Annotated in this window: 22 protein-coding genes, 1 tRNA gene and 1 rRNA gene; 8 read left to right on the top strand and 16 right to left on the bottom strand. The window is 41.3% G+C overall.

The window, feature by feature from the left end; all coding sequences use genetic code 11:
* Nucleotides 1–297: ribosomal RNA gene (locus N667_RS0116545) — 16S ribosomal RNA — on the bottom strand; the annotation flags it as partial.
* A 567-nt stretch (nucleotides 298–864) separates the two neighbouring features.
* On the opposite strand from N667_RS0116545, the gene N667_RS0116540 reads away from it, so the two are divergent.
* Entirely contained in the window at nucleotides 865–1,683 is an 819-nt protein-coding gene (locus N667_RS0116540; protein ID WP_027410557.1) for a protein-glutamine gamma-glutamyltransferase, read from the top strand.
* Here the strand turns inward: N667_RS0116540 and N667_RS0116535 are convergent.
* Nucleotides 1,645–2,565 (bottom strand): DMT family transporter, encoded by a 921-nt coding sequence (locus N667_RS0116535; RefSeq protein WP_027410556.1) that lies wholly within the window; start codon nucleotides 2,563–2,565, stop codon nucleotides 1,645–1,647. The genes N667_RS0116540 and N667_RS0116535 overlap by 39 nt on opposite strands.
* 67 nt (nucleotides 2,566–2,632) lie before the next feature.
* Here N667_RS0116535 and N667_RS0116530 point away from each other — a divergent pair, with 67 nt between their 5' ends.
* Together N667_RS0116530 and N667_RS0116525 are read left to right on the top strand one after the other, a co-directional pair.
* Complete coding sequence (locus N667_RS0116530; RefSeq protein WP_027410555.1) at nucleotides 2,633–3,310, top strand: MgtC/SapB family protein; 678 nt, start codon at nucleotides 2,633–2,635, stop codon at nucleotides 3,308–3,310.
* Between the two features lie 316 nt (nucleotides 3,311–3,626).
* Nucleotides 3,627–3,699 (top strand) — tRNA-Ala (locus tag N667_RS0116525).
* 306 nt (nucleotides 3,700–4,005) lie between these two features.
* Here the strand turns inward: N667_RS0116525 and N667_RS0116520 are convergent.
* Together N667_RS0116520 and N667_RS0116515 are read right to left on the bottom strand one after the other, a co-directional pair.
* Entirely contained in the window at nucleotides 4,006–5,733 is a 1,728-nt protein-coding gene (locus N667_RS0116520; protein ID WP_027410554.1) for a methyl-accepting chemotaxis protein, read from the bottom strand.
* A complete protein-coding gene (locus tag N667_RS0116515) occupies nucleotides 5,730–6,908 on the bottom strand; it encodes an ATP-grasp domain-containing protein (RefSeq protein WP_027410553.1) in 1,179 nt (392 codons plus the stop codon). The genes N667_RS0116520 and N667_RS0116515 overlap by 4 nt, the downstream gene beginning before the upstream one ends.
* Before the next feature lie 552 nt (nucleotides 6,909–7,460).
* On the opposite strand from N667_RS0116515, the gene N667_RS0116505 reads away from it, so the two are divergent.
* Nucleotides 7,461–9,104, top strand: a complete 1,644-nt coding sequence (locus N667_RS0116505; RefSeq protein WP_027410551.1) for a M4 family metallopeptidase — start codon at nucleotides 7,461–7,463, stop codon at nucleotides 9,102–9,104.
* A gap of 65 nt (nucleotides 9,105–9,169) precedes the next feature.
* On the opposite strand, the gene N667_RS0116500 is transcribed toward N667_RS0116505, so the two are convergent.
* Nucleotides 9,170–9,427 carry a hypothetical protein gene (locus N667_RS0116500; protein WP_027410550.1) on the bottom strand — a complete coding sequence of 86 codons (258 nt, stop codon included), beginning with the start codon at nucleotides 9,425–9,427 and terminating at the stop codon, nucleotides 9,170–9,172.
* 60 nt (nucleotides 9,428–9,487) lie between these two features.
* Nucleotides 9,488–9,991, bottom strand: a complete 504-nt coding sequence (locus N667_RS0116495; RefSeq protein WP_027410549.1) for a GNAT family N-acetyltransferase — start codon at nucleotides 9,989–9,991, stop codon at nucleotides 9,488–9,490.
* A gap of 130 nt (nucleotides 9,992–10,121) precedes the next feature.
* Between N667_RS0116495 and N667_RS0116490 the strand changes: the two genes are divergently transcribed.
* Entirely contained in the window at nucleotides 10,122–11,300 is a 1,179-nt protein-coding gene (locus N667_RS0116490; RefSeq protein WP_027410548.1) for an MFS transporter, read from the top strand.
* Nucleotides 11,301–11,497: 197 nt separating this feature from the next.
* Here the strand turns inward: N667_RS0116490 and N667_RS0116480 are convergent, their stop codons facing one another.
* A complete protein-coding gene (locus tag N667_RS0116480; protein WP_027410547.1) occupies nucleotides 11,498–11,686 on the bottom strand; it encodes an H-type small acid-soluble spore protein in 189 nt (62 codons plus the stop codon).
* A gap of 116 nt (nucleotides 11,687–11,802) precedes the next feature.
* On the opposite strand from N667_RS0116480, the gene N667_RS0116475 reads away from it, so the two are divergent.
* On the top strand, nucleotides 11,803–12,783 hold the full coding sequence (locus N667_RS0116475; protein WP_027410546.1) for a potassium channel family protein: 981 nt from the start codon (nucleotides 11,803–11,805) through the stop codon (nucleotides 12,781–12,783).
* Here the strand turns inward: N667_RS0116475 and N667_RS0116470 are convergent.
* The 4 genes from N667_RS0116470 to N667_RS0116455 form a co-directional block, all read right to left on the bottom strand.
* Nucleotides 12,780–13,184, bottom strand: a complete 405-nt coding sequence (locus N667_RS0116470; RefSeq protein WP_027410545.1) for a YugN-like family protein — start codon at nucleotides 13,182–13,184, stop codon at nucleotides 12,780–12,782. The genes N667_RS0116475 and N667_RS0116470 overlap by 4 nt on opposite strands.
* Nucleotides 13,185–13,388: 204 nt before the next feature.
* Nucleotides 13,389–14,243 carry a manganese catalase family protein gene (locus N667_RS0116465; RefSeq protein ID WP_027410544.1) on the bottom strand — a complete coding sequence of 285 codons (855 nt, stop codon included), beginning with the start codon at nucleotides 14,241–14,243 and terminating at the stop codon, nucleotides 13,389–13,391.
* A 151-nt stretch (nucleotides 14,244–14,394) separates the two neighbouring features.
* A complete protein-coding gene (locus N667_RS0116460; protein WP_027410543.1) occupies nucleotides 14,395–15,744 on the bottom strand; it encodes a glucose-6-phosphate isomerase in 1,350 nt (449 codons plus the stop codon).
* 157 nt (nucleotides 15,745–15,901) lie between these two features.
* Nucleotides 15,902–17,065 (bottom strand): iron-containing alcohol dehydrogenase, encoded by a 1,164-nt coding sequence (locus tag N667_RS0116455; RefSeq protein ID WP_027410542.1) that lies wholly within the window; start codon nucleotides 17,063–17,065, stop codon nucleotides 15,902–15,904.
* 145 nt (nucleotides 17,066–17,210) lie between these two features.
* Between N667_RS0116455 and N667_RS0116450 the strand changes: the two genes are divergently transcribed.
* The gene (locus N667_RS0116450; protein WP_027410541.1) at nucleotides 17,211–17,444 is read left to right on the top strand and encodes a DUF378 domain-containing protein; all 234 of its coding nucleotides are present in this window, start codon (nucleotides 17,211–17,213) and stop codon (nucleotides 17,442–17,444) included.
* Between the two features lie 60 nt (nucleotides 17,445–17,504).
* Here the strand turns inward: N667_RS0116450 and yugI are convergent, their stop codons facing one another.
* Nucleotides 17,505–17,882, bottom strand: coding sequence for a S1 domain-containing post-transcriptional regulator GSP13 (gene yugI, locus N667_RS0116445; RefSeq protein ID WP_027410540.1), 378 nt, complete (start codon nucleotides 17,880–17,882; stop codon nucleotides 17,505–17,507).
* A 179-nt stretch (nucleotides 17,883–18,061) separates the two neighbouring features.
* Here yugI and N667_RS0116440 point away from each other — a divergent pair, with 179 nt between their 5' ends.
* On the top strand, nucleotides 18,062–18,424 hold the full coding sequence (locus N667_RS0116440) for a helix-turn-helix domain-containing protein (RefSeq protein ID WP_027410539.1): 363 nt from the start codon (nucleotides 18,062–18,064) through the stop codon (nucleotides 18,422–18,424).
* 45 nt (nucleotides 18,425–18,469) lie between these two features.
* Here the strand turns inward: N667_RS0116440 and N667_RS0116435 are convergent, their stop codons facing one another.
* The 4 genes from N667_RS0116435 to N667_RS19595 form a co-directional block, all read right to left on the bottom strand.
* Nucleotides 18,470–19,639 carry an aminotransferase gene (locus N667_RS0116435; RefSeq protein ID WP_027410538.1) on the bottom strand — a complete coding sequence of 390 codons (1,170 nt, stop codon included), beginning with the start codon at nucleotides 19,637–19,639 and terminating at the stop codon, nucleotides 18,470–18,472.
* Nucleotides 19,636–20,136 (bottom strand): Lrp/AsnC family transcriptional regulator, encoded by a 501-nt coding sequence (locus tag N667_RS0116430; RefSeq protein ID WP_027410537.1) that lies wholly within the window; start codon nucleotides 20,134–20,136, stop codon nucleotides 19,636–19,638. The genes N667_RS0116435 and N667_RS0116430 overlap by 4 nt, the downstream gene beginning before the upstream one ends.
* Before the next feature lie 58 nt (nucleotides 20,137–20,194).
* Nucleotides 20,195–20,455, bottom strand: coding sequence for a DUF1871 family protein (locus tag N667_RS0116425; RefSeq protein ID WP_027410536.1), 261 nt, complete (start codon nucleotides 20,453–20,455; stop codon nucleotides 20,195–20,197).
* A 319-nt stretch (nucleotides 20,456–20,774) separates the two neighbouring features.
* A partial coding sequence (locus N667_RS19595) for a zinc ribbon domain-containing protein (RefSeq protein ID WP_198020565.1) occupies nucleotides 20,775–20,936 on the bottom strand: 162 nt, incomplete at its 5' end.

The following is a 20,936-nucleotide window of genomic DNA, read 5'->3' as shown; positions in this document are numbered from 1 at the left end:
GGCTACGCATCGTCGCCTTGGTGAGCCGTTACCTCACCAACTAGCTAATGCGCCGCGGGCCCATCCGTAAGTGACAGCCAAAGCCGCCTTTCAACCAAAGACCATGCGGTCTTCGGTGTTATCCGGTATTAGCTCCGGTTTCCCGAAGTTATCCCGATCTTACGGGCAGGTTGCCCACGTGTTACTCACCCGTCCGCCGCTAACTAAAAGGAGCAAGCCCCTTTTAGTCCGCTCGACTTGCATGTATTAGGCACGCCGCCAGCGTTCGTCCTGAGCCAGGATCAAACTCTCCAAAGAAAGTTCTATTTCCATACTCAATCATTATTGACGTGGACGCTTTGTTTTGTTCAGTTTTCAAAGAACATGTTTTGTTGTTTTTGAAGCGACTTTTTAATAATATTACTTACTTTTTTATTTGTCAAGCACATTTTTTATTTTGTCACGAACTTAGCATCTCGCGACGACGTTTTTTAATATAACATAGCCAAAAATCTAATGCAACACTTTTTTTTATTGTTTATTTAGAAAACATAAATCGTTCATAGCAAACATAAAGATAGTAAGAAGCGTCCCCCCAATACAATACGTCCCATTACTGAAATATAAGTATATAGATCGATTCAGACGAATTCCCTTGAAATTAATTTCTATCTTAGAATAAACATACTCTCTAGATGCGAGCGTTGCCACAAACCGAACTTTTACACACAATATCAACACATTATCCACAAAACAATATCTTTTTATCCACATAAATAACAATTATTATTAAATAAATTTTGTTGATTTGACGTGCGATTGTGGGTAATGCTTCTTGTTTATTCACATTTTGTTGATAACTATCTATCTAAGGGGTGGATAACAATGATTCAAATTAAAAACTCCATTGTGGATAGTCAAATTTTCCCCAGTAATGTCTTATCTAAAGAACAGGCAATGATTTTTGAGGCTTTGTTAAAAGAAAGTCAAACATATATGTATAAAAACGAACAACAACTTCGTTTCGAGCTCGTGTTACGCGAACGTATTCTTCATACAGCGATTCGTCTAGCTCGTAGTAAAGCTAAATTTACAATTTTTCGTTTTTCAAGATGCAACGGGCAATTTTGGTCACGAAATGAGCGAGGTGGATTTCAACTAAAAAAAGAGGTATCACCCGCAGATGCAATTAATGATATTTTCATAAACAGCGAATTATATGCTTTTGAATGTGCAACAGCGATCGTCATTATTTTCTACAAAGCAGTTCTAGACACAATTGAAGTTCAAACATTTAATGAGCTGTTTGCCAACTTACTTTTATACGATTGGCACTCCGACCAAGATTTAGGGATAAAAACAAAAAGAGGAGACGACTATCTCCCCGGCGATTGTCTTTATTTTAAAAATCCTGATGTTGATCCTCAAATGCCTCAATGGCAAGGAGAAAACACAATTTACTTAGGAAACGGGCTGTACTATGGTCATGGAATTGGTATCAAAACAAAAGAAGAAGTTATTGCCGCTTTAAATAAACGAAGAAAACAGGGAGCGACCAAGTCTGCCTATTTGCTAGAACAAACAACAAGAATTGATTTTAAATATTTAGCGACATTCGCCAATGAACAAAATCGGGCAACTCTTTCGTTTGATCCACATAAGCTTTTAATTGGAAAAATCGGTTCGTCCACTTTCTTGCATTAACAGCGCCTTTTTCCGATTTTCGCTCCATAAATAAGTACCGATACCAATTAAAATTAATATACCTCCAAGCCATTGTGACGGTTGAATCATTTCTCCAAGTAAAAAATACGCTAGGATTGCCGCACCAACCGGCTCAAATAAAATGCTCATAGAAATTGTTGCAGCGCTTACCCACTTCACCGACCAATTCATTAATGAGTGACCAAGCAAAGTCGGAACAATCGCAAGTGCAACAAAGCAAAACCAGTCCGTTTTACTATAGGAAAGCAATGGGTATCGGAAACACAGCGCATAAATAAGCAGAGTGATTGAACTGACACCGTACACAACATACGTATATGCCATTAGGGAGAGACGTTTTCTTAAATCCTGTCCGAACAGCCAGTACCCTGTTACCATGACACAGGCAAGCAACGCCAGCACATCACCGAATAACGCCTTTCCGCTAACTCGAAAATCGCCCCAGCTAATAATCATGCTACCTACAACCGCCAGCAATCCGCTAAAAAATGCACCGATTGTCAACTTTTCTTTAAAAAAGAGGTAACCTCCAATGAAAGCAAACAACGGCTGCAATGTGACGAGCACAACTGAACTTGTTACTGATGTATAGTTCAGAGACTCAAACCAAAGAATAAAATGAAAAGCTAATAATATGCCGGAGATCGACGAAAATAACCAATCTCTTTTAGAAATTTTAGGGAGTTCACGAAAATAAGGAGCAAAAAACGGAGTCATAAATAACACTGTAAAAAAAAGACGGTAAAATGCCGTCACCGCTGCGGGAGCATGCACCCATTTTACGAGAATAGCCGATGTGGATACAGAAAGCGCTCCGATCACAAGCGCGGCATATGGTTTAAATAAGTTTGAAGATTGCATATCCCATCCCTCACCAAACGTTTTATAATGATTATAACATTGATCGGGAAAGAAAAGGTGATAAAATATGGATCTTCATCTTTTTATAAAATTAGGTATATCAGCTATATTAGGGCTTGTCATTGGTCTTGAGAGGGAGTTAAAAAGGAAGCCAGTAGGCCTAAAAACCTGTTTGGTTATCTCCATTGTCAGTTGTTTACTAACAATCGTTTCAATCGAATCTGCTTATGTATTTCCCCTAAAGAACCATATGACAATGGATCCACTCCGCCTGGCAGCGCAGATCGTATCCGGCATCGGTTTTTTAGGTGCAGGGGTTATTTTACGCCGCGGAAACGACAGCGTTTCTGGACTAACAACATCTGCGCTAATTTGGGGGGCCGCGGGCATTGGTATAGCCGTCGGAGCAGGGTTTTATTGGGAAGCAATTTTTAGCGTTGCTTTACTTATTGTAAGCGTTGAATTGGTCCCCCACCTCACCACCTTTTTTGGTCCGAAACAACTAAGGGAAAAAGAAATGGTGTTGCAAATTACTACTTCTAATTCTCAAAGCGTTGCTGATGTGATTTCAGCCATTAAACAGCAAAACATCGACATCAAAACGCTACGCATTAAAGATTTAGATCAGCAGCACCACCTTATTAAACTAAAAGTGACAGTTGACCAAAAGCAGTCAACGACAGATGTATACTATTCAATCCACAATATCCCAGCCATTATTAATATCGATATCGAAAATATGTGAATAAAAAAAGCCCCTTGCACCTTTATAACGCAAGGGAAACATACTAATTCTATGGACATTTAAATAATATCACATTTTGTCGAATTTTGTCTATATATTTTATGAAAAAATCGACAAAAAACGACTTATGTTTTTAATAAAAAACCCCCACAACTTATTTAAAAACACAAAGAAAACAGATTTTTTATAAATAATTACATTTAGCATTTTTTGTCGAATTTTAACCAACGGTATATCATGCCAATTTCTTGATGTTTTCTCATTCGAATATTGCAAAAATTATACATGTGTATATAATAGAAGTTAGATAGAACTCGGGGCATTAGCTCAGTTGGGAGAGCGTCGTGCTGGCAGCGCGAAGGTCACCGGTTCGAGCCCGGTATGCTCCATTCGTCCCTTGCATGCACTGCAAGGGATTTTTTATTTCCTGTTTCGATACACTCTCAATCAATCTGATGGAATAATGCATATAACACAGTAGCTGTTCTGAAATGCTTTATAGGTGAGCGCCAAGAAAAAATAGAGTTTCACTTGCTTTTTTCCAGTTGCCATTGTCTTTTAAGCGTTATACTATACGTTGTTTATGTTTTTAACACATACATTGAGAAATCTCCTATCTCTAAACGAAATGTATTCATTCTATAGAAAAATTCCCTCTATAGTTACTATAGAGGGATTGTGTTAACTAATAGGCTTTATTGATTGCTTTCAAATTTTACTTCAGCTTCAGCAGTCTTAAACTTTTTAATCATGTCCTGGAGATGATCAGCGAGAAGTTTTAGTTCTGAATTTTGTTGCTTTAAGCTTTCGATCGTATCGTTTTGTTGAATTGCAGAAGCGGAAATCTCTTGGATCACAGCGACTCCTTGCTCTGAAATGGCAGCAATTTCTTGAACGGATGTTAAAACTGTATCAGATGCTTGATACAAATCTGTCGTACTTTTCGCGATTGTATCAACTCCTTTTGCCAACTGCTCGACAGATTCAAAAATAGAGTGAAATAATCGCCCGTTGTCTTCAACAATTTCAACACCTTTTACAATGTCTTCAAAATCTTGCTGGTTCAACTTTAGCACTACGTTAGCTTGTTCATTAATCTCCTCGATCGCCTCGGATATTGTTTTAGTCGATTCATCAGTTTGATTTGCAAGCTTTTGAACCTCTTGGGCGACAACTGAAAAGCCTTTGCCTGCTTCCCCGGCACGTGCCGCTTCAATCGACGCATTTAAAGAAAGTAGGTGGATTTGTGACGAAATGTCTTGAATAATCCTAATGATTTCGTTAATATGCTCCAATTTTTTACCTAAATTCAATAAATTCTCCCTGCTCACCATACCGTTCTGTTTGATTTTGCTCATTTGTTCACTAATGATTTGAACTTGAACATTCCCTTTTTCGGCTTGTTGGCTTGTTTGGTCTGTAAGGTTCTTAATGAATTTAGTCTGCTCATCGACATTGGATATTGAGATCGACATTTCGGAAATCATATTTGAAATCCGATCAATGTGATTAGCTCTTTCTTCTGATCCCTTTGCCTCTTCATTTGTACTAATTGCGATCTGTTGTGATGCTTGAGCCAGTTCTGAGAACGATTCCAGAAGCGTTTCGCTATTGTAATGAATCGTTTCTGACTTCTCTCTTACATTATTGATGATCTGGCTTAAATTTCTCCTCATCTCTTCAAAACTGGCAGCCAGAATTCCTGCTTCATCTTCCCGCTTAATATCTACTGACCCGCTAAGATCCCCTGTCGAAAAAGCTTCCGCATATTGCACTAAAGATTTTAGAGGACGCGATATTCTATTTCCAATAAATAAGGCTAGCAAAATTCCGATCCCAATCATCATGGCTGATAAAACAATAGAAGCGAGCAATATCCATCGTTCTAATTGATCGATAAATCGGGCGCTCATATCAATTCCGACGATCGCATTCGCATAGTCCACCGGCATAAAAAACGATTTATGCACTCCCCATTTATCCCTGTAAATTGAACTCAAAATCGGCTCTTTTTTTTCATACGATAGCTTTTGATCCTTTGTAAACGGAGATTCAACCATAAATTTATCGCTGCCATTTAAAGCAACAATAACATCTTTACCATTTACTCTAGACAATACGTATACGTACTCAATTCCTTTTTTGTTTTCTATAAATGAATCGAGCGATTGTTTTAGTTGTGCGCCATACTTTTCAGGCGATTCCATAGTTTCTCTAATTAAATTGGAATCTATCGTCTCGGCCAGCGTTCGTCCATTCGCTTTTAGGCGCTCATCAAATTGCGGGATGACATGCTCTTGAATAATGTAGTTGGACACATAGCGGACAAAGCCAAACACAACAAGAGAAAAGGCAATAAACGGTACTAAAAAACTAATGACCAATTGCGTTTTAATTGATTTTTTCCAAGATATATTTCTCATTCTTTGCTCCCTTCTCTCGAGTATTGCATTTCCTTTAATGTTATAAATGGTTGCAAATCAAGTTGCAGCAATCGATAAAGCTCGTCCATCGTTTCGCTTTTGAAAAATACGATGGCAAATGTTCTGTCATTTGCTGCTTGTATTTGTCTGTATTCTAAAATTTGTTCAAATTCCTTTTGGAACGACTGATGATCAATCGATTTAATCAGATTTTGCGAAATATGTATCGGCACTTCGGCGCAGAAAAAACTGTAAATACCGTCATCCATATTGCTAAGCGCCTCTTTCCAGTCTGGGCTCGTCCCTTGGAAATAATGTTTATACACATTGCATTCATAGGCGTAAAGCCCGAGATCCGTCGTTCCTGCTCCAGCAAACCGAAGCGGGTTCATTTCAATCGGAATCATCGTTCCATGACTTTTCCGTACTTCAAAATGAATTGGAAAATTCTTTACCGGATAAACTTCTTTGAATTTATGCATAAAGTTCAATATATCATCATAAATCTCGCTAATCACTTGTTTAGACGTATAGTAGATTCGATCTGACGTGTCGTATTCGTCTTTAAATAAACGCTTAAAAATGTTTAAAATGACCGGATTGCCATCGTGATCGTAATAGCTGTCGACAGCATACTCTTCCCCAAAAATCCATTTTTCGATTAAAATACTTTCGCCGTCAATCACTTCTTGATAGACGTTTTTCATAAGAAATAGATCCGTCTCTAATTTACGTAACGTATCTTCCCATTCCGCTGCATTTTTTATTTTATAGACCCCTACGCTCGAGTATCCTTTGCTTGGCTTAATGACGACCGGGAAAGGAATATCGTTTGGTGAGAGTTCATAAAGTTCGTTCTTGTTTACGATCTTATAAAAATAATCAGGATACATACTAGAGAGAATCTTCCGGAATGCACCTTTGTCTTTTAACTGTTTCGTCCAACGATTTTGAACGCTGTTTGGAGCATAAGATTCAAGTAATGCAAGGCAGCTCTCTGAATTTGTTAATAGTTTTTGCTGCTCATTAACTAAAGAGAAAAATTGCTTGTCCCCCATGACATTCAATGAGTTAGACAGCCCAGAACGATTGCCCTGCTTAAAGACAGGTATATTCATTTCTTCTAATGATTCAAGCAAAATAGGCGAAATAATTTGATCGTTGATAAGAATCATCTCGATGCACCTTTCTAAAGTAAAGATTAACATTTTATGAGATAGTAAATGAACTAAATGGAACACTGTACCCTATTCCAATTGAATAAAAATAAGGCGATTTTTCCTTCGCCACTTGTTATGACTAAAAAAATTCAAATCGATTCTCCTCTCTTCATCTGATTTTAGACAATCATTTCAACATTGTTTTTATCGTCAAAAACAGGGTGACTTTTAACAAATTAATATGTTTTTTCTTATTTATATAAAATTATCCTCTGTTGGAATCTAAGTGAAAGATGAACTTCTCCTCCCTCTTCTCTTAAGGGAAGAAAATTTCTCGGTAAACATGATAATTAGAATGGGCGATATAAATGCGGGTATACGAGTAAATAAAACTTTTGGATTTTTCGCTAAAATCCCCCTTCATTCACGTAACAAGATGTTGAGAAAACAGAATTTGATGGACAAAAATAATATTTGATTAAATTTTCCATTTTCTCAATACAACTCCTCCTGCATTCGTAATACATTGTTATCGTGTGTACATTGAGTTCAAAAAGGAGGAGTATTATGAAAAAGAGAGCTGCTTTTGTATTAGCGGCAGGGTTAGCTTTCGGCACATTGGTGCCATCATCGTATGCGGCGGTTCAGCCTTCAAAGGCACAGCAACTTGTCCATGAAAAAATGAACATCTTACAGGAGCAGTGGAACAAGAAAACGGATTCGCCGGAGTTTCTAGCGGGGACGCTTTCTACTAAACCTTTCAAAAGCGAAAAAGAGATTCGGGAGTTTTTAAAAGCCAACAAAGATATTTACAAGATTAATGCTGATGAGGAGCTTACTTTAATTGACACACAGACCGATAACCTAGGCATGACCCATTATAAATATACTCAGTCTGTGAATGGTGTTCCGGTTGAAGGAAGTGAATTTATCGTCCATACGGATAAAGACGGGATTGTAAAAGCGACAAACGGAAAATTACGGCCTGACGCATCAACAAAAATGAAAGATAAAACGACCGCTAAAATTACAAGTAAAGAGGCGATTGAATTAGCGTGGAAGCACATTGGTGTAGCGAAAAAGGATACTGAACCAAAGACGGATACCGCTCCATTAGTAAAAGGAAAGTCAGATGTCCCAGACACGGTAGAGAAAAGCAAATTAGTAGTTTACGAGAAGAATGGTGCTTATTATTTAACTCATAAAGTAGAGTTGCAGTTCATTTATCCTTACCCAGCTAACTGGAAAATTTATGTTGATGCCAGCAACGGACAAATTGTAGACGCTTACAATGCGGTAGCAGATGGCGCGACTAGCGGCTATGGCTACGGAGTGTTAGGTGACTACAAAGCTCTTAATACTTATTATTCAAATGGCACTTACTATTTATATGACGTCACTAAGCCAATGTCTGGGGTTATTGAAACACGCACTGCGCAAAACGGCTCAAGCTTGCCGGGCGTCTATTCGGTTGACAGCAACAACGCATGGACCGCTTCTTCGCAAGCCGCAGACGTAGATGCACACTATTATGCAGGGGTCGTTTATGACTATTATAAAAATACACATGGCCGCAATAGTTTTGATAATAACGGGGCTACCATCCGCTCGACCGTGCACTATAGCTATCAATATAACAACGCCTTCTGGAATGGCACGCAAATGGTTTACGGAGACGGGGATGGCAGAACATTCGCACCGTTATCGGGGGCACTTGATGTCGTAGCTCACGAAATTACGCATGCCGTAACAGAGCGAACAGCGGGTCTTGAATATCGCGATCAACCAGGAGCATTAAATGAATCGATGTCCGATGTTTTTGGTTATTTCGTAGAGCCAAATGATTATTTAATCGGAGAAGATGTTTATACACCGGGCGTTTCCGGTGATGCGCTAAGAAGCCTTTCGAATCCGCCAGCATATGGGCAGCCGGCGCATATGAATAATTATGTATACACCACCGACGATAATGGCGGCGTGCATACAAATAGCGGCATTCCAAATAAAGCGGCTTATTTGACCATTTCCGCTATCGGTAAAGCGCAAGCAGAAAAAATTTATTACAGAGCGCTCACGCTTTATTTGACATCGACAAGCAATTTCAGCAATGCTAGAGCGGCTTTATTGCAATCAGCGGCAGATCTTTATGGTTACGGCAGCGCAACGTATAACGCCGTCGCAAATGCTTGGAACCAAGTCGGAGTGTACTAATGTACGAGAGGGCTGGATGAAAGGAAATTTTTTGTCCTTTTCATCCAGCCCTTTTAGATGATCGCTTATTGTCTTGGCAAAAGTTCTTCAATGTCTCCATCTACTGCATAGGAAATATGCGGGGGTGTAGACCCCTCTAATAGATTGAATCCATATTTTTGCAAACGCTGTTTTTGCGTATCGGAGAGCTGTTCATAAGGAATCACCGCCGGCGCTCCGGATGCTTTATAAATTAAATTTCCTGTCACCGGACATTGAAACGCATCCGCGACAAATCCCTCACCATCTTGAATCGTAAATAGGCGGATCGGCATGACATTCATAGTGTTCCCTCTTTCTATCCATATTTTCTCTTTATTACGTTTCCCCAATCCACAGCGCCTCTATACGATCCGTTTTCCGACGATGACTAAATCGCGCTCTACACCGTCTAATTCGGCTACTTTCGGAAAATGTCCCCACGTTTCAAAGCCAAAATGAGAAAATAGCCGTAAACTCGGTTCGTTATGGGCAAAAATAAAGCCAAGCAGCGTCTTAATTTGCAGCCTCGGACATTCGTTGATCGCTTTTTGTAACAGTTGTTTTCCAAGTCCTTTTCCGCGATACGTCTGAGAAATATAAATGCTCACCTCTGCTGTATGACGATAAGCAGGTCTTCCGTAAAACGATTGAAAGCTGATCCATGCACATATACGTCCTTTTTTCTCGACCACCCATAGCGGACGATCTTCGGGAGAGTGGGCCCGAAACCATGGGTCCCGGCTCTCTACTGTCACGGGCTCTAAATCGGCCGTCACCATTCTTGTCGGGATCGTTTCATTATATATATCCACAATCGCCTGTAAATCCTCATAAACTGCATCTCGAACTACAAACTCTTGATCCATTGTCCGTCTCCTCCCATGCATTTTGCTTGCAGAAACTAACAAAAAGACAGCATACTTAAAATATTACTTAATCGTATTAATCTAGGGTTTGACCACACATTTTATCATAGCATACGGAAGGGGAAAACAGATGAACAAGGCACTTATTGTTTATTTAGTGTCGCTTGCCGCCTTTCTAGGCCCGTTTACCCAAACAATTTATACACCTATTTTACCGGAGGTTACAAAAGATTTTGGTACATCTCCTTTTTTAGTAAATTTGACAATTTCTATTTTTACTTTATTTCTAGCCTTGATGCAGGTTGTTTACGGTCCGCTGACGGATACAAAGGGACGGCGAAACATCATTTTATTTGGCATTTTCATTTATACACTCGCATCGCTAGGCTGCTTTTTTTCACAATCTATTTATATATTACTCCTGTTTCGGGCAATGCAGGCGATCGGAATTGCGGCTGGTTCGGTTGTAGCCGCCACTGTCATTGGCGATTTGTTTGAGGGAAAAGCGCGCGGCAAGGCGATGGGAACGTTTCAAATGATGGTTTCGCTTGGACCTGTCGCTGGCCCCATCGCAGGCGGCTTTATCGGAGGAAATTTCAATTTTCACGCGGTATTTCTTGTTCTTGTGCTAGCTGGCCTTATCATCTTCATTTTTAATTTTATTTTCTTAAAAGAGACGAAGCCAAAAACAGGGGAAACAGAACGTTTTCAACTGCGTGACTTTTTCATCATTTTAAAGAACCGAGCAGGTTCAGCCATCGTTTTATTAGGGTTTATTCAATATTATGCTTTGTACAACTTTCTCGTATTTTTGCCTAACATTTTAAGCGAACGATATCGGCTTATAGCAGAACAAAAAGGGATGGTATTCCTTTCTATGTCTGTTTGTATTGTGATCGGAAGTTTTTTGGGCGGCAGAATACAAGGGCGTTTTCAAAATAGAAATATTATGATTTCCACTGCTTATTTGAATGTTGTATCGATTCTTCTGTTTATTTTTGTTGCTAACATATCGATTCCGCTCCTTATTGGTTCTATCATGTTATTTGGATTGTTTTTAGGAACATCTTTACCTGTACAAACAACGTTGTTAACTCAAATATTTCAAACAAACCGTTCCACAGCTATCGGAGTCTATAATTTTTCTCGATACATAGGAATGGCGTGCGGACCGATTGTAGGAAGCTGGCTGCATGAAATTGGCGGATATAACGCCATATATGGATTTGTCGATATGCTGTTTCTAAGCTGCTCCCTTATATTAACGAAACAGTTTGTCCAAACGAATCAAACAAAAATAGAGGGATAGGCGTGTATTTTTAGTAAAAAACGAAACACAGCGACATTTGTGTTTCGTTTTTTATCGCTTTGATCTGAAAGGAGGCGTAACAGCTCAAAGCCAATCAAGAAGCTCACGTCCTTGTTGCCAAAGACGAAAATGCTCCTTTGCACAAAAAGAACGGACTTGCCAAAAAGTCCGTTGAACCTTCGATGATTTCAGTGTTTTTAATCATTCTCCTCCTCTAACTCTTCGACAGGCACTTCTCTCGTTTCGCGGAGATGACCATCGCGCATATGAATGGTCGCTGTATTATTTTCTTCGTCATAGCCATCAATCCATACCGACACTCCATGATAATGAACCGGAATATCAGCTGGAGAAGAAATGATTTGTTTGACACGGTTTATATCCATATAAGCATCCTCCTCGCATCGTTTAATGGTAGTATGGGCTAAAAAGGAAAATGTATGCAAAAAAAATGAGAAGTTGCGCAAACTATTCACAACCAAGGCTCGTTTAGGAGGAAGAGATGAAATACGCTTATTTTCGTTTACCTTTTTTTGTGAGAATGCTACTTATAGGAAGTGCCATTATTTTATTGTTTGGACTGATGATGCATGTCGCAGAACCAGACACATACCGTACATTTTTTGACGGTATATGGTGGGCGGTTGTAACAGCTGCCACAATCGGCTATGGCGATTTAGTACCCAAAACATCTCTCGGAAAGCTAATAGCAATTACCCTTATTTTATTCGGCACCGGCTTTCTTTCGTCTTACTTTGCTTCCGTGTCTGCTGTGGCAGTATCGAAAGAAAACGCTTTGCTAGAGGGAAAGCTTCCCTTTTCGAAATCTGGCCATATTATTTTGATTGGTTGGAATGAACGGGTGCGCGAACTTCTAAGGCAATTGATGCTAGTCGATCCTTTCGCCTCTTTTGTGATCATCGATGAGACGTTAGATAAACTTCCGGTTTCTGAAAAACATGTTCATTTCATCCGTGGAAATCCGACATACGACTCCATTTTACAGAAAGCCAATGTACAAAACGCGAAAATGGTCGTAATCACCGCGGACCAACATAAAAACGAAACCGAAGCCGATATGGCTGCGATTTTAACCTTATTAGCTGTAAAAGGACTGAATCCTGACATTTATGCCATTATTGAAATTTTAACGGCTCATCAAACAGGGAATGCCGAGCGCGCGGGAGCCGACGAAGTGATTCATACAAATAGACTAGCGAGTTTTGCGATGGTCAATAGCCTTCAATCGCCGGGCATTTCCCGCATTATTGAGAACTTGCTGCATCAGGCAGAGGGCAGCACGTTTCAGTTTATGAATGTACCTAACGAGCTTATTGGAGAGACGTTTCTACAAAGCAGCCGTATGTTGCTTGAAAAACAAATTATTGTCGTCGGGATTATGAGAGGAGAAGTGCCATATATCAACCCTTCTCCAGACTTTTTGATTGAAGAGCATGATCGATTTTTGGTCCTGAAACATTAATGAAGCAATCGGTCTTCCAGTTCTTTTACAAGCGCTTTCCCTACGGTGATATATTTTTCTGGAAATTGGGCATCTGGATCTTGCGGTTCGGAAAATTGGTTAAAAGAGGCGCTAAAATTGCCAATATGCGCATGGTCATCGACTCCAATTTGATATTTATGGGATAACAAATAAGGTCTTCCAAGCTTTACTGTCGTGCCATGCGAGTCAAGCTGACCGTCAACCGCCTCAAATGGAAGGCGCAAAAATTGATATCCTACCTCATCGTCAATTTTGTAATCAAACGAACCGTGATCATAATCCCAATTGCCGCCAATACTGTAGCCGAGCGGCTTTAATTCGCGTTCAAGCTTATAAAGCTGAAATGTCTTCCCCTCTAATGCTGAAGGAATTTCAATCATAATAAATAACCTCCTTTTTTAAATAGCGTGCCCCAATCGTGTCCATATTAAAAGAGGCCCCTAAGGATAAAAGCGGGGCACTCTCTTTGTTGCATAGATGCACTTATGGGAACCTTGAAATACTCATATCAAGCAGGAACAATAGGATCGTAAAAACGACCACATTTGGCTGTATGTTCTATTTAGCACTCGAAAAATACTTTATTAACGAACCAAATCGACCAATCCCGGACTGTGCTCGCTTGGCATTTCCGGCAGTTCAGGAACCGGGAACCCTTTTGGTGGATCGACGACGCTTAATGTACCATCGTTTCGACTTGGAGACTGGCCTTGGAATATTTCAGCAATTCTTGTTTGATCGAGTCTGAAATTAAATTGTACGTTATGGAATCCCATTTCTACATATTTTCTACATTCTGGATATTTGTTAATGTCATAATTCGGCACTGGGAAAAGTTTTCCCCAATCGACCCCTAATGTCTCCAACGCTTTGGCAAACGCATTTTGATGGGCGTTGTCGCGCACAATGAGAAACGCAAGTGTTTCACGGAACGTTTGGTTGGAACTCATCTCGTAAATCCTTGTTTTTTGAAGGACACCCGTCGATTCGAGCACTAAGTTATCCAACAAATCGCTAATCAAGTTGCCATGGCTATACACCCACGATCCATTCCATGGGTTCCCAGATGCATCAACTGGAAGCGAACTTTGTGCTCCTACAATAAAATGATGCGGATTGGCATGTTTCACCGCCTCATCAAGCGGCGCTCCGTCAATACCTGCATTTCCTGGTGCTTCTTCTCCTGAACCGTTTAACAGTTGGTTAATCGTATGCTGGACGAGCTCGACGTGGCTGATTTCTTCTAAAAAAATGCCGCGAATTAAGTCGCGGTATTGCTTCGCTTTCCCCCTAAAATTCGAGCTCTGGAAAAAGAACTGCATCATCGTGCGCATTTCCCCGTAATGGCCGCCTAATGTTTCCTGCAACAGTTTCGCGGCGGCAGGATCCGGCTGATCCGGCTTGATCATGTTAATTAATTCTTCTTTGTAATAATACATAAACAGCACCTCTTTTCAATAACATCGGTCACACTGTTTATGTTTTCCCGACTGTTTTTCTTTATCCGTGTCACGCTCGCATAAAAAAGAACCGATCCAGAGGAAGGCGGCCCATGTGCCGTCTCCTCTTCTCGGTTCCTGACATCATCCATTATTTCAAGCGCTTCTCTAGCTCCGCCCTTTTGTCTTCATATCCTGGTTTGCCTAAAAGCGCGAACATGTTGACTTTGTATGCTTCTACTCCCGGCTGATCGAACGGATTAACCCCTAGCAAATAGCCGCTCATCGCGCATGCTTTTTCGAAGAAATAAACAAGGTAGCCAAATGTGTACTCATCGAGCCGCGGAAGCGTCACTACTAAGTTCGGCACGCCGCCGTCAGTATGGGCAAGCAACGTTCCTTCAAATGCTTTTGTGTTGACAAAGTCAACTGTTTTGCCAGCTAAGTAATTCAATCCATCCAAATCGCTTTCTTCTGCTTCAATCGTCAATTCATGACGCGGCGTCTCTACTTTCAAGACTGTTTCAAACAAGTCGCGGCGCCCTTCTTGAACGTATTGACCTAATGAATGAAGATCGGTTGAGAAGTTGGCTGATGCCGGGAAAATGCCTTTTTGATCTTTTCCTTCGCTCTCGCCGAACAACTGCTTCCACCACTCCGCAAAATATTGCAGCGCTGGCTCGTAATTGATCAGCATTTCGATCGTTTTCCCTTTATTGTAAAGAATGTTGCGAACCGCCGCATATTGATAAGCCGCATTTTCTTCAAGCTCTGACTTACTGAAATCTTCGCGCGCTTGTGCCGCTCCTTTCATCATTTCTTCAATGTTAGCGCCGCTTACCGCGATTGGAAGAAGGCCGACCGCCGTGAGCACTGAGTAGCGTCCTCCGACATCATCTGGAATGATAAATGTTTCGTATCCTTCTTCTGTCGCTAATGTTTTTAACGCTCCGCGCGCGCGGTCTGTCGTCGCATAAATGCGTGTACGCGCTTCTTCTTTTCCGTATTTTTCCTCAAGCAGCTTGCGGAAAATGCGGAATGCAATCGCTGGCTCCGTTGTTGTACCGGATTTAGAAATAACGTTAATCGAGAAATCTTTTCCTTCAAGCAAGTCCATAACATCTTTCATGTATGTGGAGCTAATATTATTGCCGACAAAAATAATTTGCGGCGTGTTGCGCTTTTCTTTCGGAAGCGCGTTGTAGAATGAATGCTGCAGCATTTCGATCGCGGCACGCGCTCCCAAATAAGAGCCGCCAATTCCGATGACGAGCAACACATCAGAATCCGCTTGAATTTTGGCAGCCGCTTTTTGAATGCGAGCAAATTCCTCCCGGTCATAATCGACAGGAAGATCAATCCATCCTAAAAAGTCACTTCCCGCTCCCGTTTTTTCATGCAGTGAGTGATGCGCCACTTTCACCGCATCGCGCAAATATGTAAGTTCATGTTCCCCGAAGAACGACAATGCTTTTGAATAATCAAAACGAATATGCGTCATACATTCATGCCTCCAAACGCAAAAATATGTTTACTTCTTACACTTTAACGGAACGAAGGGGGATAATCAAGGCAGGTGATTCAGTGAAAGCGGATTCATTCTAATATTTTTATTAAAAAAAGGAGCTACCTAATAAATAGGTAGCCTCCTCTTGTCATTACAACGATGCACGCAAAATCGAAAGCACGTCTTCGCGGTTTAATGTTTTAAATCGGCCGAACTCACCGAATGCCATCGCTTTATCGGCCATAAGCTCCAACTGCTCATCACCAATTCCATAGTCTGCCAATCGCGATGGCGCACCGATGCTGGACCAGAACTCGCGCAGCTTTTCAATGCCTTCAAGAGCGATATCACGATCTGATTTTCCAGTCGGGTCAACATGAAAGACGCGAATAGCCAGCTGTTTAAAACGGTCTACATTTGTATCTAACACATGTTTCATCCAGTTCGGGAACAAAATCGCGAGTCCCCCGCCGTGTGGAATATCGTATACCGCTGACACTGCATGTTCGATATTGTGCGTCGCCCAGTCGCCGCGCAAGCCCATTTGCAGAAGCCCCATTAACGCAATCGTTCCGCAGTATAAAACCGTTTCCCGCAGTTCATAATTGTGCAAATCATTCACGAGTTTCGGTGCTGCTTCCATCACCGTTGTTAATATCGCTTCGCACATACGATCTTGCAAAGGAGTGTTGCCAACATGATGAAAATACTGTTCAAACACATGTGACATCATATCGACAATACCATAAACCGTTTGGTCTCGCGGAACCGTCATTGTGTATGTTGGGTCTAAAATCGAGAACTTCGGAAACACAGCAGGACTTCCCCACCCATACTTCTCCTTTGTTTCCCAATTGGTAATGACCGACCCAGAGTTCATTTCCGAGCCCGTTGCCGCCAGCGTCAATACCGTCCCAATTGGGAGCGCCTCAGAAACAGTCGTCTTTTTCGTAATAAAATCCCATGGGTCGCCATCATATTTCGCTCCAGCCGCAATCGCTTTTGTGCAGTCAATGACACTCCCGCCGCCGACTGCGAGTAAGAAATCGATTTGCTCTTTTCTACAAATGTCTACTCCGCGATGAACAGTGGATAATCGCGGATTCGGCTCTACACCGGATAGTTCAAAAACTTCGACGCCGATTTCATCAAGAATGTTCATTACTTGATCATACAAGCCATTTCTTTTAATGCTGCCGCCGCCGTATATGACTAATATTTTATTTCCGTAAAAAGGTATTTCTGTCTTCAGTTGTTCAATTTGCCCTTTTCCAAAAATTAATTTTGTCGGATTAAGAAAAACAAAATTTTCCATATCCATTTCCTCCTTCTATGTTCATTATGATACTTTTGCCGTCTTTATGTAAAATAATTGATCTCTTTCAGAAGTTATGCATATTTTTAAACATGTTTATGCAACCTATAAGTGAACGATTTAAAAGCAAAAGGAGGAATCCTCAATGAGTGCTTTACAACGCATTGCTCTATTGTTGACAATTATTGGTGCGATTAACTGGGGCTTAATTGGCTTCTTTCAATTTGATTTAGTGGCAGCTATTTTTGGAGGACAAGATTCAGCTTTATCCCGTATTATTTACGGTCTTGTCGGAATTGCAGGTTTAATTAACCTAGCGCTGTTATTTAAACCAGCTGAAGAGCTTGGACGCACAGAGCCAAAAACTTCACGCACTTAACGACAAGAGCCGATATAATCAACACAACACTCACCAAAAACAAGGTGAGTGTTTGTTTTTTTATTGATTAAAGGAATCTTCAGATTTTGATTGCTCAATCCATTCTTGCAATTTTTCTTTTAATGTATTAAAGCCCACTGCCGGCTCGTTTTTTGTTCGAACTCTTGCGCTTCGTTTCCCCTTCTTGGCGGCATTGGCCTGTTGTAAAGCTCTTATGGAAAGGCTTGCTCGTTTTGCATTCTCATCAACAGACAGCACTTTTACAGTTACTTCATCCCCTACCTTGATAAAATCATGAATGTCTTTTACAAATTGATGGGAAATTTGAGAAATGTGAACAAGACCTTGTATATCTCCGCCGATGTCCACAAAGGCACCATACGGCTGAATTCCTGTTACCGTTCCTTTGACAACGCTTCCTGTTTCTAATTTCGCCAAACAAAACACTCCTATTTGTTGAATTTGGATATGCAATTTCAAATTATACCATGACAAAGCAAGTGAAGCAAAAATTATGACAATTTCCGCAACATTTTAACAAATGCTCGAAAAAGTCTAGTATACCAAATAAAACGTGATATGATGTAAGTACAAAAAGGCAGAGGAGGATGAGGGGAATGAACACAATTGGCGAAAATATTAAAATGTACCGCCAACAGCGAAAAATGAGTCAAGAAGAGCTAGCGATTAAAGTCCGGGTGGGAACAGCGACCATTCAAAAATATGAATCCGGAGAGCAAATTCCTGATACGCAAACGGTCTTGAAGCTTTCGACCGTACTCGATGTTCCCGCTTCAGAACTCATGGAGAAAGAAATGTATAATTCATCGGGAATGGACCCGGAGATTGAACATCTCGTAAAAGAAATCGGAGTGAAACGAGCGAAATTGATTTTGCGGAAAGCTAAGGAATTTAGCGAAGAAGATTTTTTACGCGTTATGCAAATGCTGTATGAAATTAAACATGGACAGTCGCAATAAACATTCGTTTCCGCCACTAGAACGTGGCGGAAACTTTTAAATTGTTTACAAGCGCGATAAAAATCGCCGCATTCGCTTAATCGCTTCTTGCAGCTGTTCAAGTGATGAAGCGTACGAACATCGAACATATCCTTCTCCGCTCGCTCCAAATACGCTCCCTGGAACAACCGCTACTTTTTCTTCAATTAATAGGCGCTCCGCAAACTGCTCTGATGTCAGTCCTGTCTCTTGAACCGATGGAAACGCGTAAAACGCTCCTCCTGGCATATGGCAGCGCAGACCGATTTCGTTTAATGACTGTACGAAAAAATTGCGGCGGCGACGGTAGCTTTTTCTCATCTCATCCACATCCTGCTGACCGCTTTTCAGCGCTTCAATCGCCCCATACTGCGCCATCGTTGGTGCGCACATCATCGCATATTGATGGATTTTTAACATCGCTTGCAGCATCTCTTCCGGTGCGGCCACAAATCCTAGACGCCATCCAGTCATCGCAAATCCTTTGGAAAATCCCGATACTAAAATCGTCCGCTCCCGCATTCGCTCGATGGCAGGAAAGCTCGTATATGGTCCATCGTAAACGAGTTCAGCATAAATTTCATCAGAAATAACAAGCAAATCATGAGCCTGTGCGATCTCGGCGATTGCCGCAAGCTCTTTTCGGTTCAATACAGTTCCCGTCGGATTGTTCGGCGAGCAAAGAATGAGCGCTTTCGTTTTCGGGCTGATAACCTCTTCAATTTGTTGCGGACGTAGCTTAAACTCATCTGCACCATCGGTTTGAACCGCTACAGGTACTCCCCCCGCTAATGTGACTAGCGGTCCATATGACACAAAGCTTGGCTCTACGACAATGACCTCATCACCCGGATCGACAATAGCGCGCAATGCAAAATCCAATGCTTGGCTGGCCCCAACTGTCACAAGCAGCTCACGTTTTGGGCAATATTCCAATTCGAACTTCCGCAACAAATATGCAGCAATTTCTTCCCGAAGTTCAAGCAACCCTGCGTTCGCCGTATAAGACGTATAGCCCTGTTCAAGCGATAAAATGCACGCCTCCCGCACACTCCATGATGTGACGAAATCCGGTTCCCCTACTCCGAGTGAAATGACCCCTTCCATGCTCGCGGCTAAATCAAAAAAGCGGCGGATACCAGATGGCTTTAAGCGGTTGACAGTCTCCGATACGTATGTTTTCGTTGCGCGTGTCATGGCGCCACCACGATGCGTCGATCTTGATCTCCTTGATCAAACACCGTTCCGTCATGTTTGTATTTTTTCATAATAAAATGCGTCGTCGTTGAAATAACCGAGTCAAGAGTAGACAGTTTTTCCGAGACAAAATGAGCGACTTCTGACATCGAACGCCCCTCAATAACTACTGATAAGTCATATGCTCCGGACATTAAATAAACAGACTTCACTTCCGGAAAGCGATAAATACGCTCCGCTACTTCATCAAATCCTACACCGCGTTTCGGCGTGACTTTGACATCGATCATTGCTGTTACTCCTTCATGCCCGTCTACCTTTCGCCAATCGATGATTGTCGCGTACTGCACAATGACTTTTGTTTCCTCTAATTTTTTTAAAATATCCTCTGTTTCCTCCACTGTCAACGATGCCATTTTAGCCAACGTCTCTAGCGGAATACGTGCATTTTTCTCCAATATCTCTACGATTTCCAGCTCTTTTTCCGTCAATTTCATACTAATCCCTCCTGTTAAGAATTTTCACATAATTGTAAACTATTTGCACGAAAAAATTTTATAAAGGGCAGTCCACTTCTTGCTTGACCGCTAATAACGAGCGAGCCAAATTTATACATTTTTCAAGAGGAATTACCTCTTCAAAGGAGAATTCGTAAATAGCTTGAATTTTTTTGGCAAGCACCATAGGGCTGTCATACTCATGAACGGCCTGCACAACGTCAACGGCCTCCGTTTCATACGCATCCGTTCCGTAGCCGAACGGATCCCAGCGTTGAACAATCTCAAGCAATGTTTCGTTTGTTTTCGCCATATCCATCATGATTCCTGCCTTTCCTCACGAACTTATATGACAAAATTATAAGCGACAGAAGCAGAGGATAAAAGAAAGATATACAAAACGATGAAAACGGCAAATGGGTAGCTTTATGAATTTAGAAAAACGATTAAATGAACCTCTCCCACCTACATTCCATTTAGAGGTGGGAGTTTCTTACTACTCGATCAAAGAAGCTTCAACGCAGAAGAAGGCGGTCTTCTTCGGCTCGATAAGAGGATCGGAAGCCTTCCCGACCGATTCGGTAAGCAACATCGGTAGGTCACCGATGGGGCGGTCCCACCCGTCTACTACTTCTTGCCTAGGCAATCCGTAGATACGTGAGTGTCGTTGGCACATCCCAAGGAACCATCTCTTGATGGAGCGCCTTGCTCAAAATGTTGCGGGCGCCGTGGATGTCCCGATGGGCTTCATACCCGCAAGAACAAGCAAAGATTCGTTGGGAACCTTTTCTTCTTTTTTG

It is taken from the genome of Anoxybacillus tepidamans PS2 (assembly GCF_000620165.1).
Lineage (GTDB): Bacteria > Bacillota > Bacilli > Bacillales > Anoxybacillaceae > Anoxybacteroides > Anoxybacteroides tepidamans_A.
Note: the sequence above shows the minus strand (reverse complement) of the source record. Positions and strands in the feature narration are given on the sequence as shown.

Coding starts and splice junctions, on each gene's coding strand:
- N667_RS0116540 (WP_027410557.1), top strand. CDS start 865: ATGATTCAAATTAAAAACTCCATTGTGGATAGTCAAATTTTCCCCAGT.
- N667_RS0116535 (WP_027410556.1), bottom strand. CDS start 2,565: ATGCAATCTTCAAACTTATTTAAACCATATGCCGCGCTTGTGATCGGA.
- N667_RS0116530 (WP_027410555.1), top strand. CDS start 2,633: ATGGATCTTCATCTTTTTATAAAATTAGGTATATCAGCTATATTAGGG.
- N667_RS0116520 (WP_027410554.1), bottom strand. CDS start 5,733: ATGAGAAATATATCTTGGAAAAAATCAATTAAAACGCAATTGGTCATT.
- N667_RS0116515 (WP_027410553.1), bottom strand. CDS start 6,908: ATGATTCTTATCAACGATCAAATTATTTCGCCTATTTTGCTTGAATCA.
- N667_RS0116505 (WP_027410551.1), top strand. CDS start 7,461: ATGAAAAAGAGAGCTGCTTTTGTATTAGCGGCAGGGTTAGCTTTCGGC.
- N667_RS0116500 (WP_027410550.1), bottom strand. CDS start 9,427: ATGAATGTCATGCCGATCCGCCTATTTACGATTCAAGATGGTGAGGGA.
- N667_RS0116495 (WP_027410549.1), bottom strand. CDS start 9,991: ATGGATCAAGAGTTTGTAGTTCGAGATGCAGTTTATGAGGATTTACAG.
- N667_RS0116490 (WP_027410548.1), top strand. CDS start 10,122: ATGAACAAGGCACTTATTGTTTATTTAGTGTCGCTTGCCGCCTTTCTA.
- N667_RS0116480 (WP_027410547.1), bottom strand. CDS start 11,686: ATGGATATAAACCGTGTCAAACAAATCATTTCTTCTCCAGCTGATATT.
- N667_RS0116475 (WP_027410546.1), top strand. CDS start 11,803: ATGAAATACGCTTATTTTCGTTTACCTTTTTTTGTGAGAATGCTACTT.
- N667_RS0116470 (WP_027410545.1), bottom strand. CDS start 13,184: ATGATTGAAATTCCTTCAGCATTAGAGGGGAAGACATTTCAGCTTTAT.
- N667_RS0116465 (WP_027410544.1), bottom strand. CDS start 14,243: ATGTATTATTACAAAGAAGAATTAATTAACATGATCAAGCCGGATCAG.
- N667_RS0116460 (WP_027410543.1), bottom strand. CDS start 15,744: ATGACGCATATTCGTTTTGATTATTCAAAAGCATTGTCGTTCTTCGGG.
- N667_RS0116455 (WP_027410542.1), bottom strand. CDS start 17,065: ATGGAAAATTTTGTTTTTCTTAATCCGACAAAATTAATTTTTGGAAAA.
- N667_RS0116450 (WP_027410541.1), top strand. CDS start 17,211: ATGAGTGCTTTACAACGCATTGCTCTATTGTTGACAATTATTGGTGCG.
- N667_RS0116440 (WP_027410539.1), top strand. CDS start 18,062: ATGAACACAATTGGCGAAAATATTAAAATGTACCGCCAACAGCGAAAA.
- N667_RS0116435 (WP_027410538.1), bottom strand. CDS start 19,639: ATGACACGCGCAACGAAAACATACGTATCGGAGACTGTCAACCGCTTA.
- N667_RS0116430 (WP_027410537.1), bottom strand. CDS start 20,136: ATGAAATTGACGGAAAAAGAGCTGGAAATCGTAGAGATATTGGAGAAA.
- N667_RS0116425 (WP_027410536.1), bottom strand. CDS start 20,455: ATGGATATGGCGAAAACAAACGAAACATTGCTTGAGATTGTTCAACGC.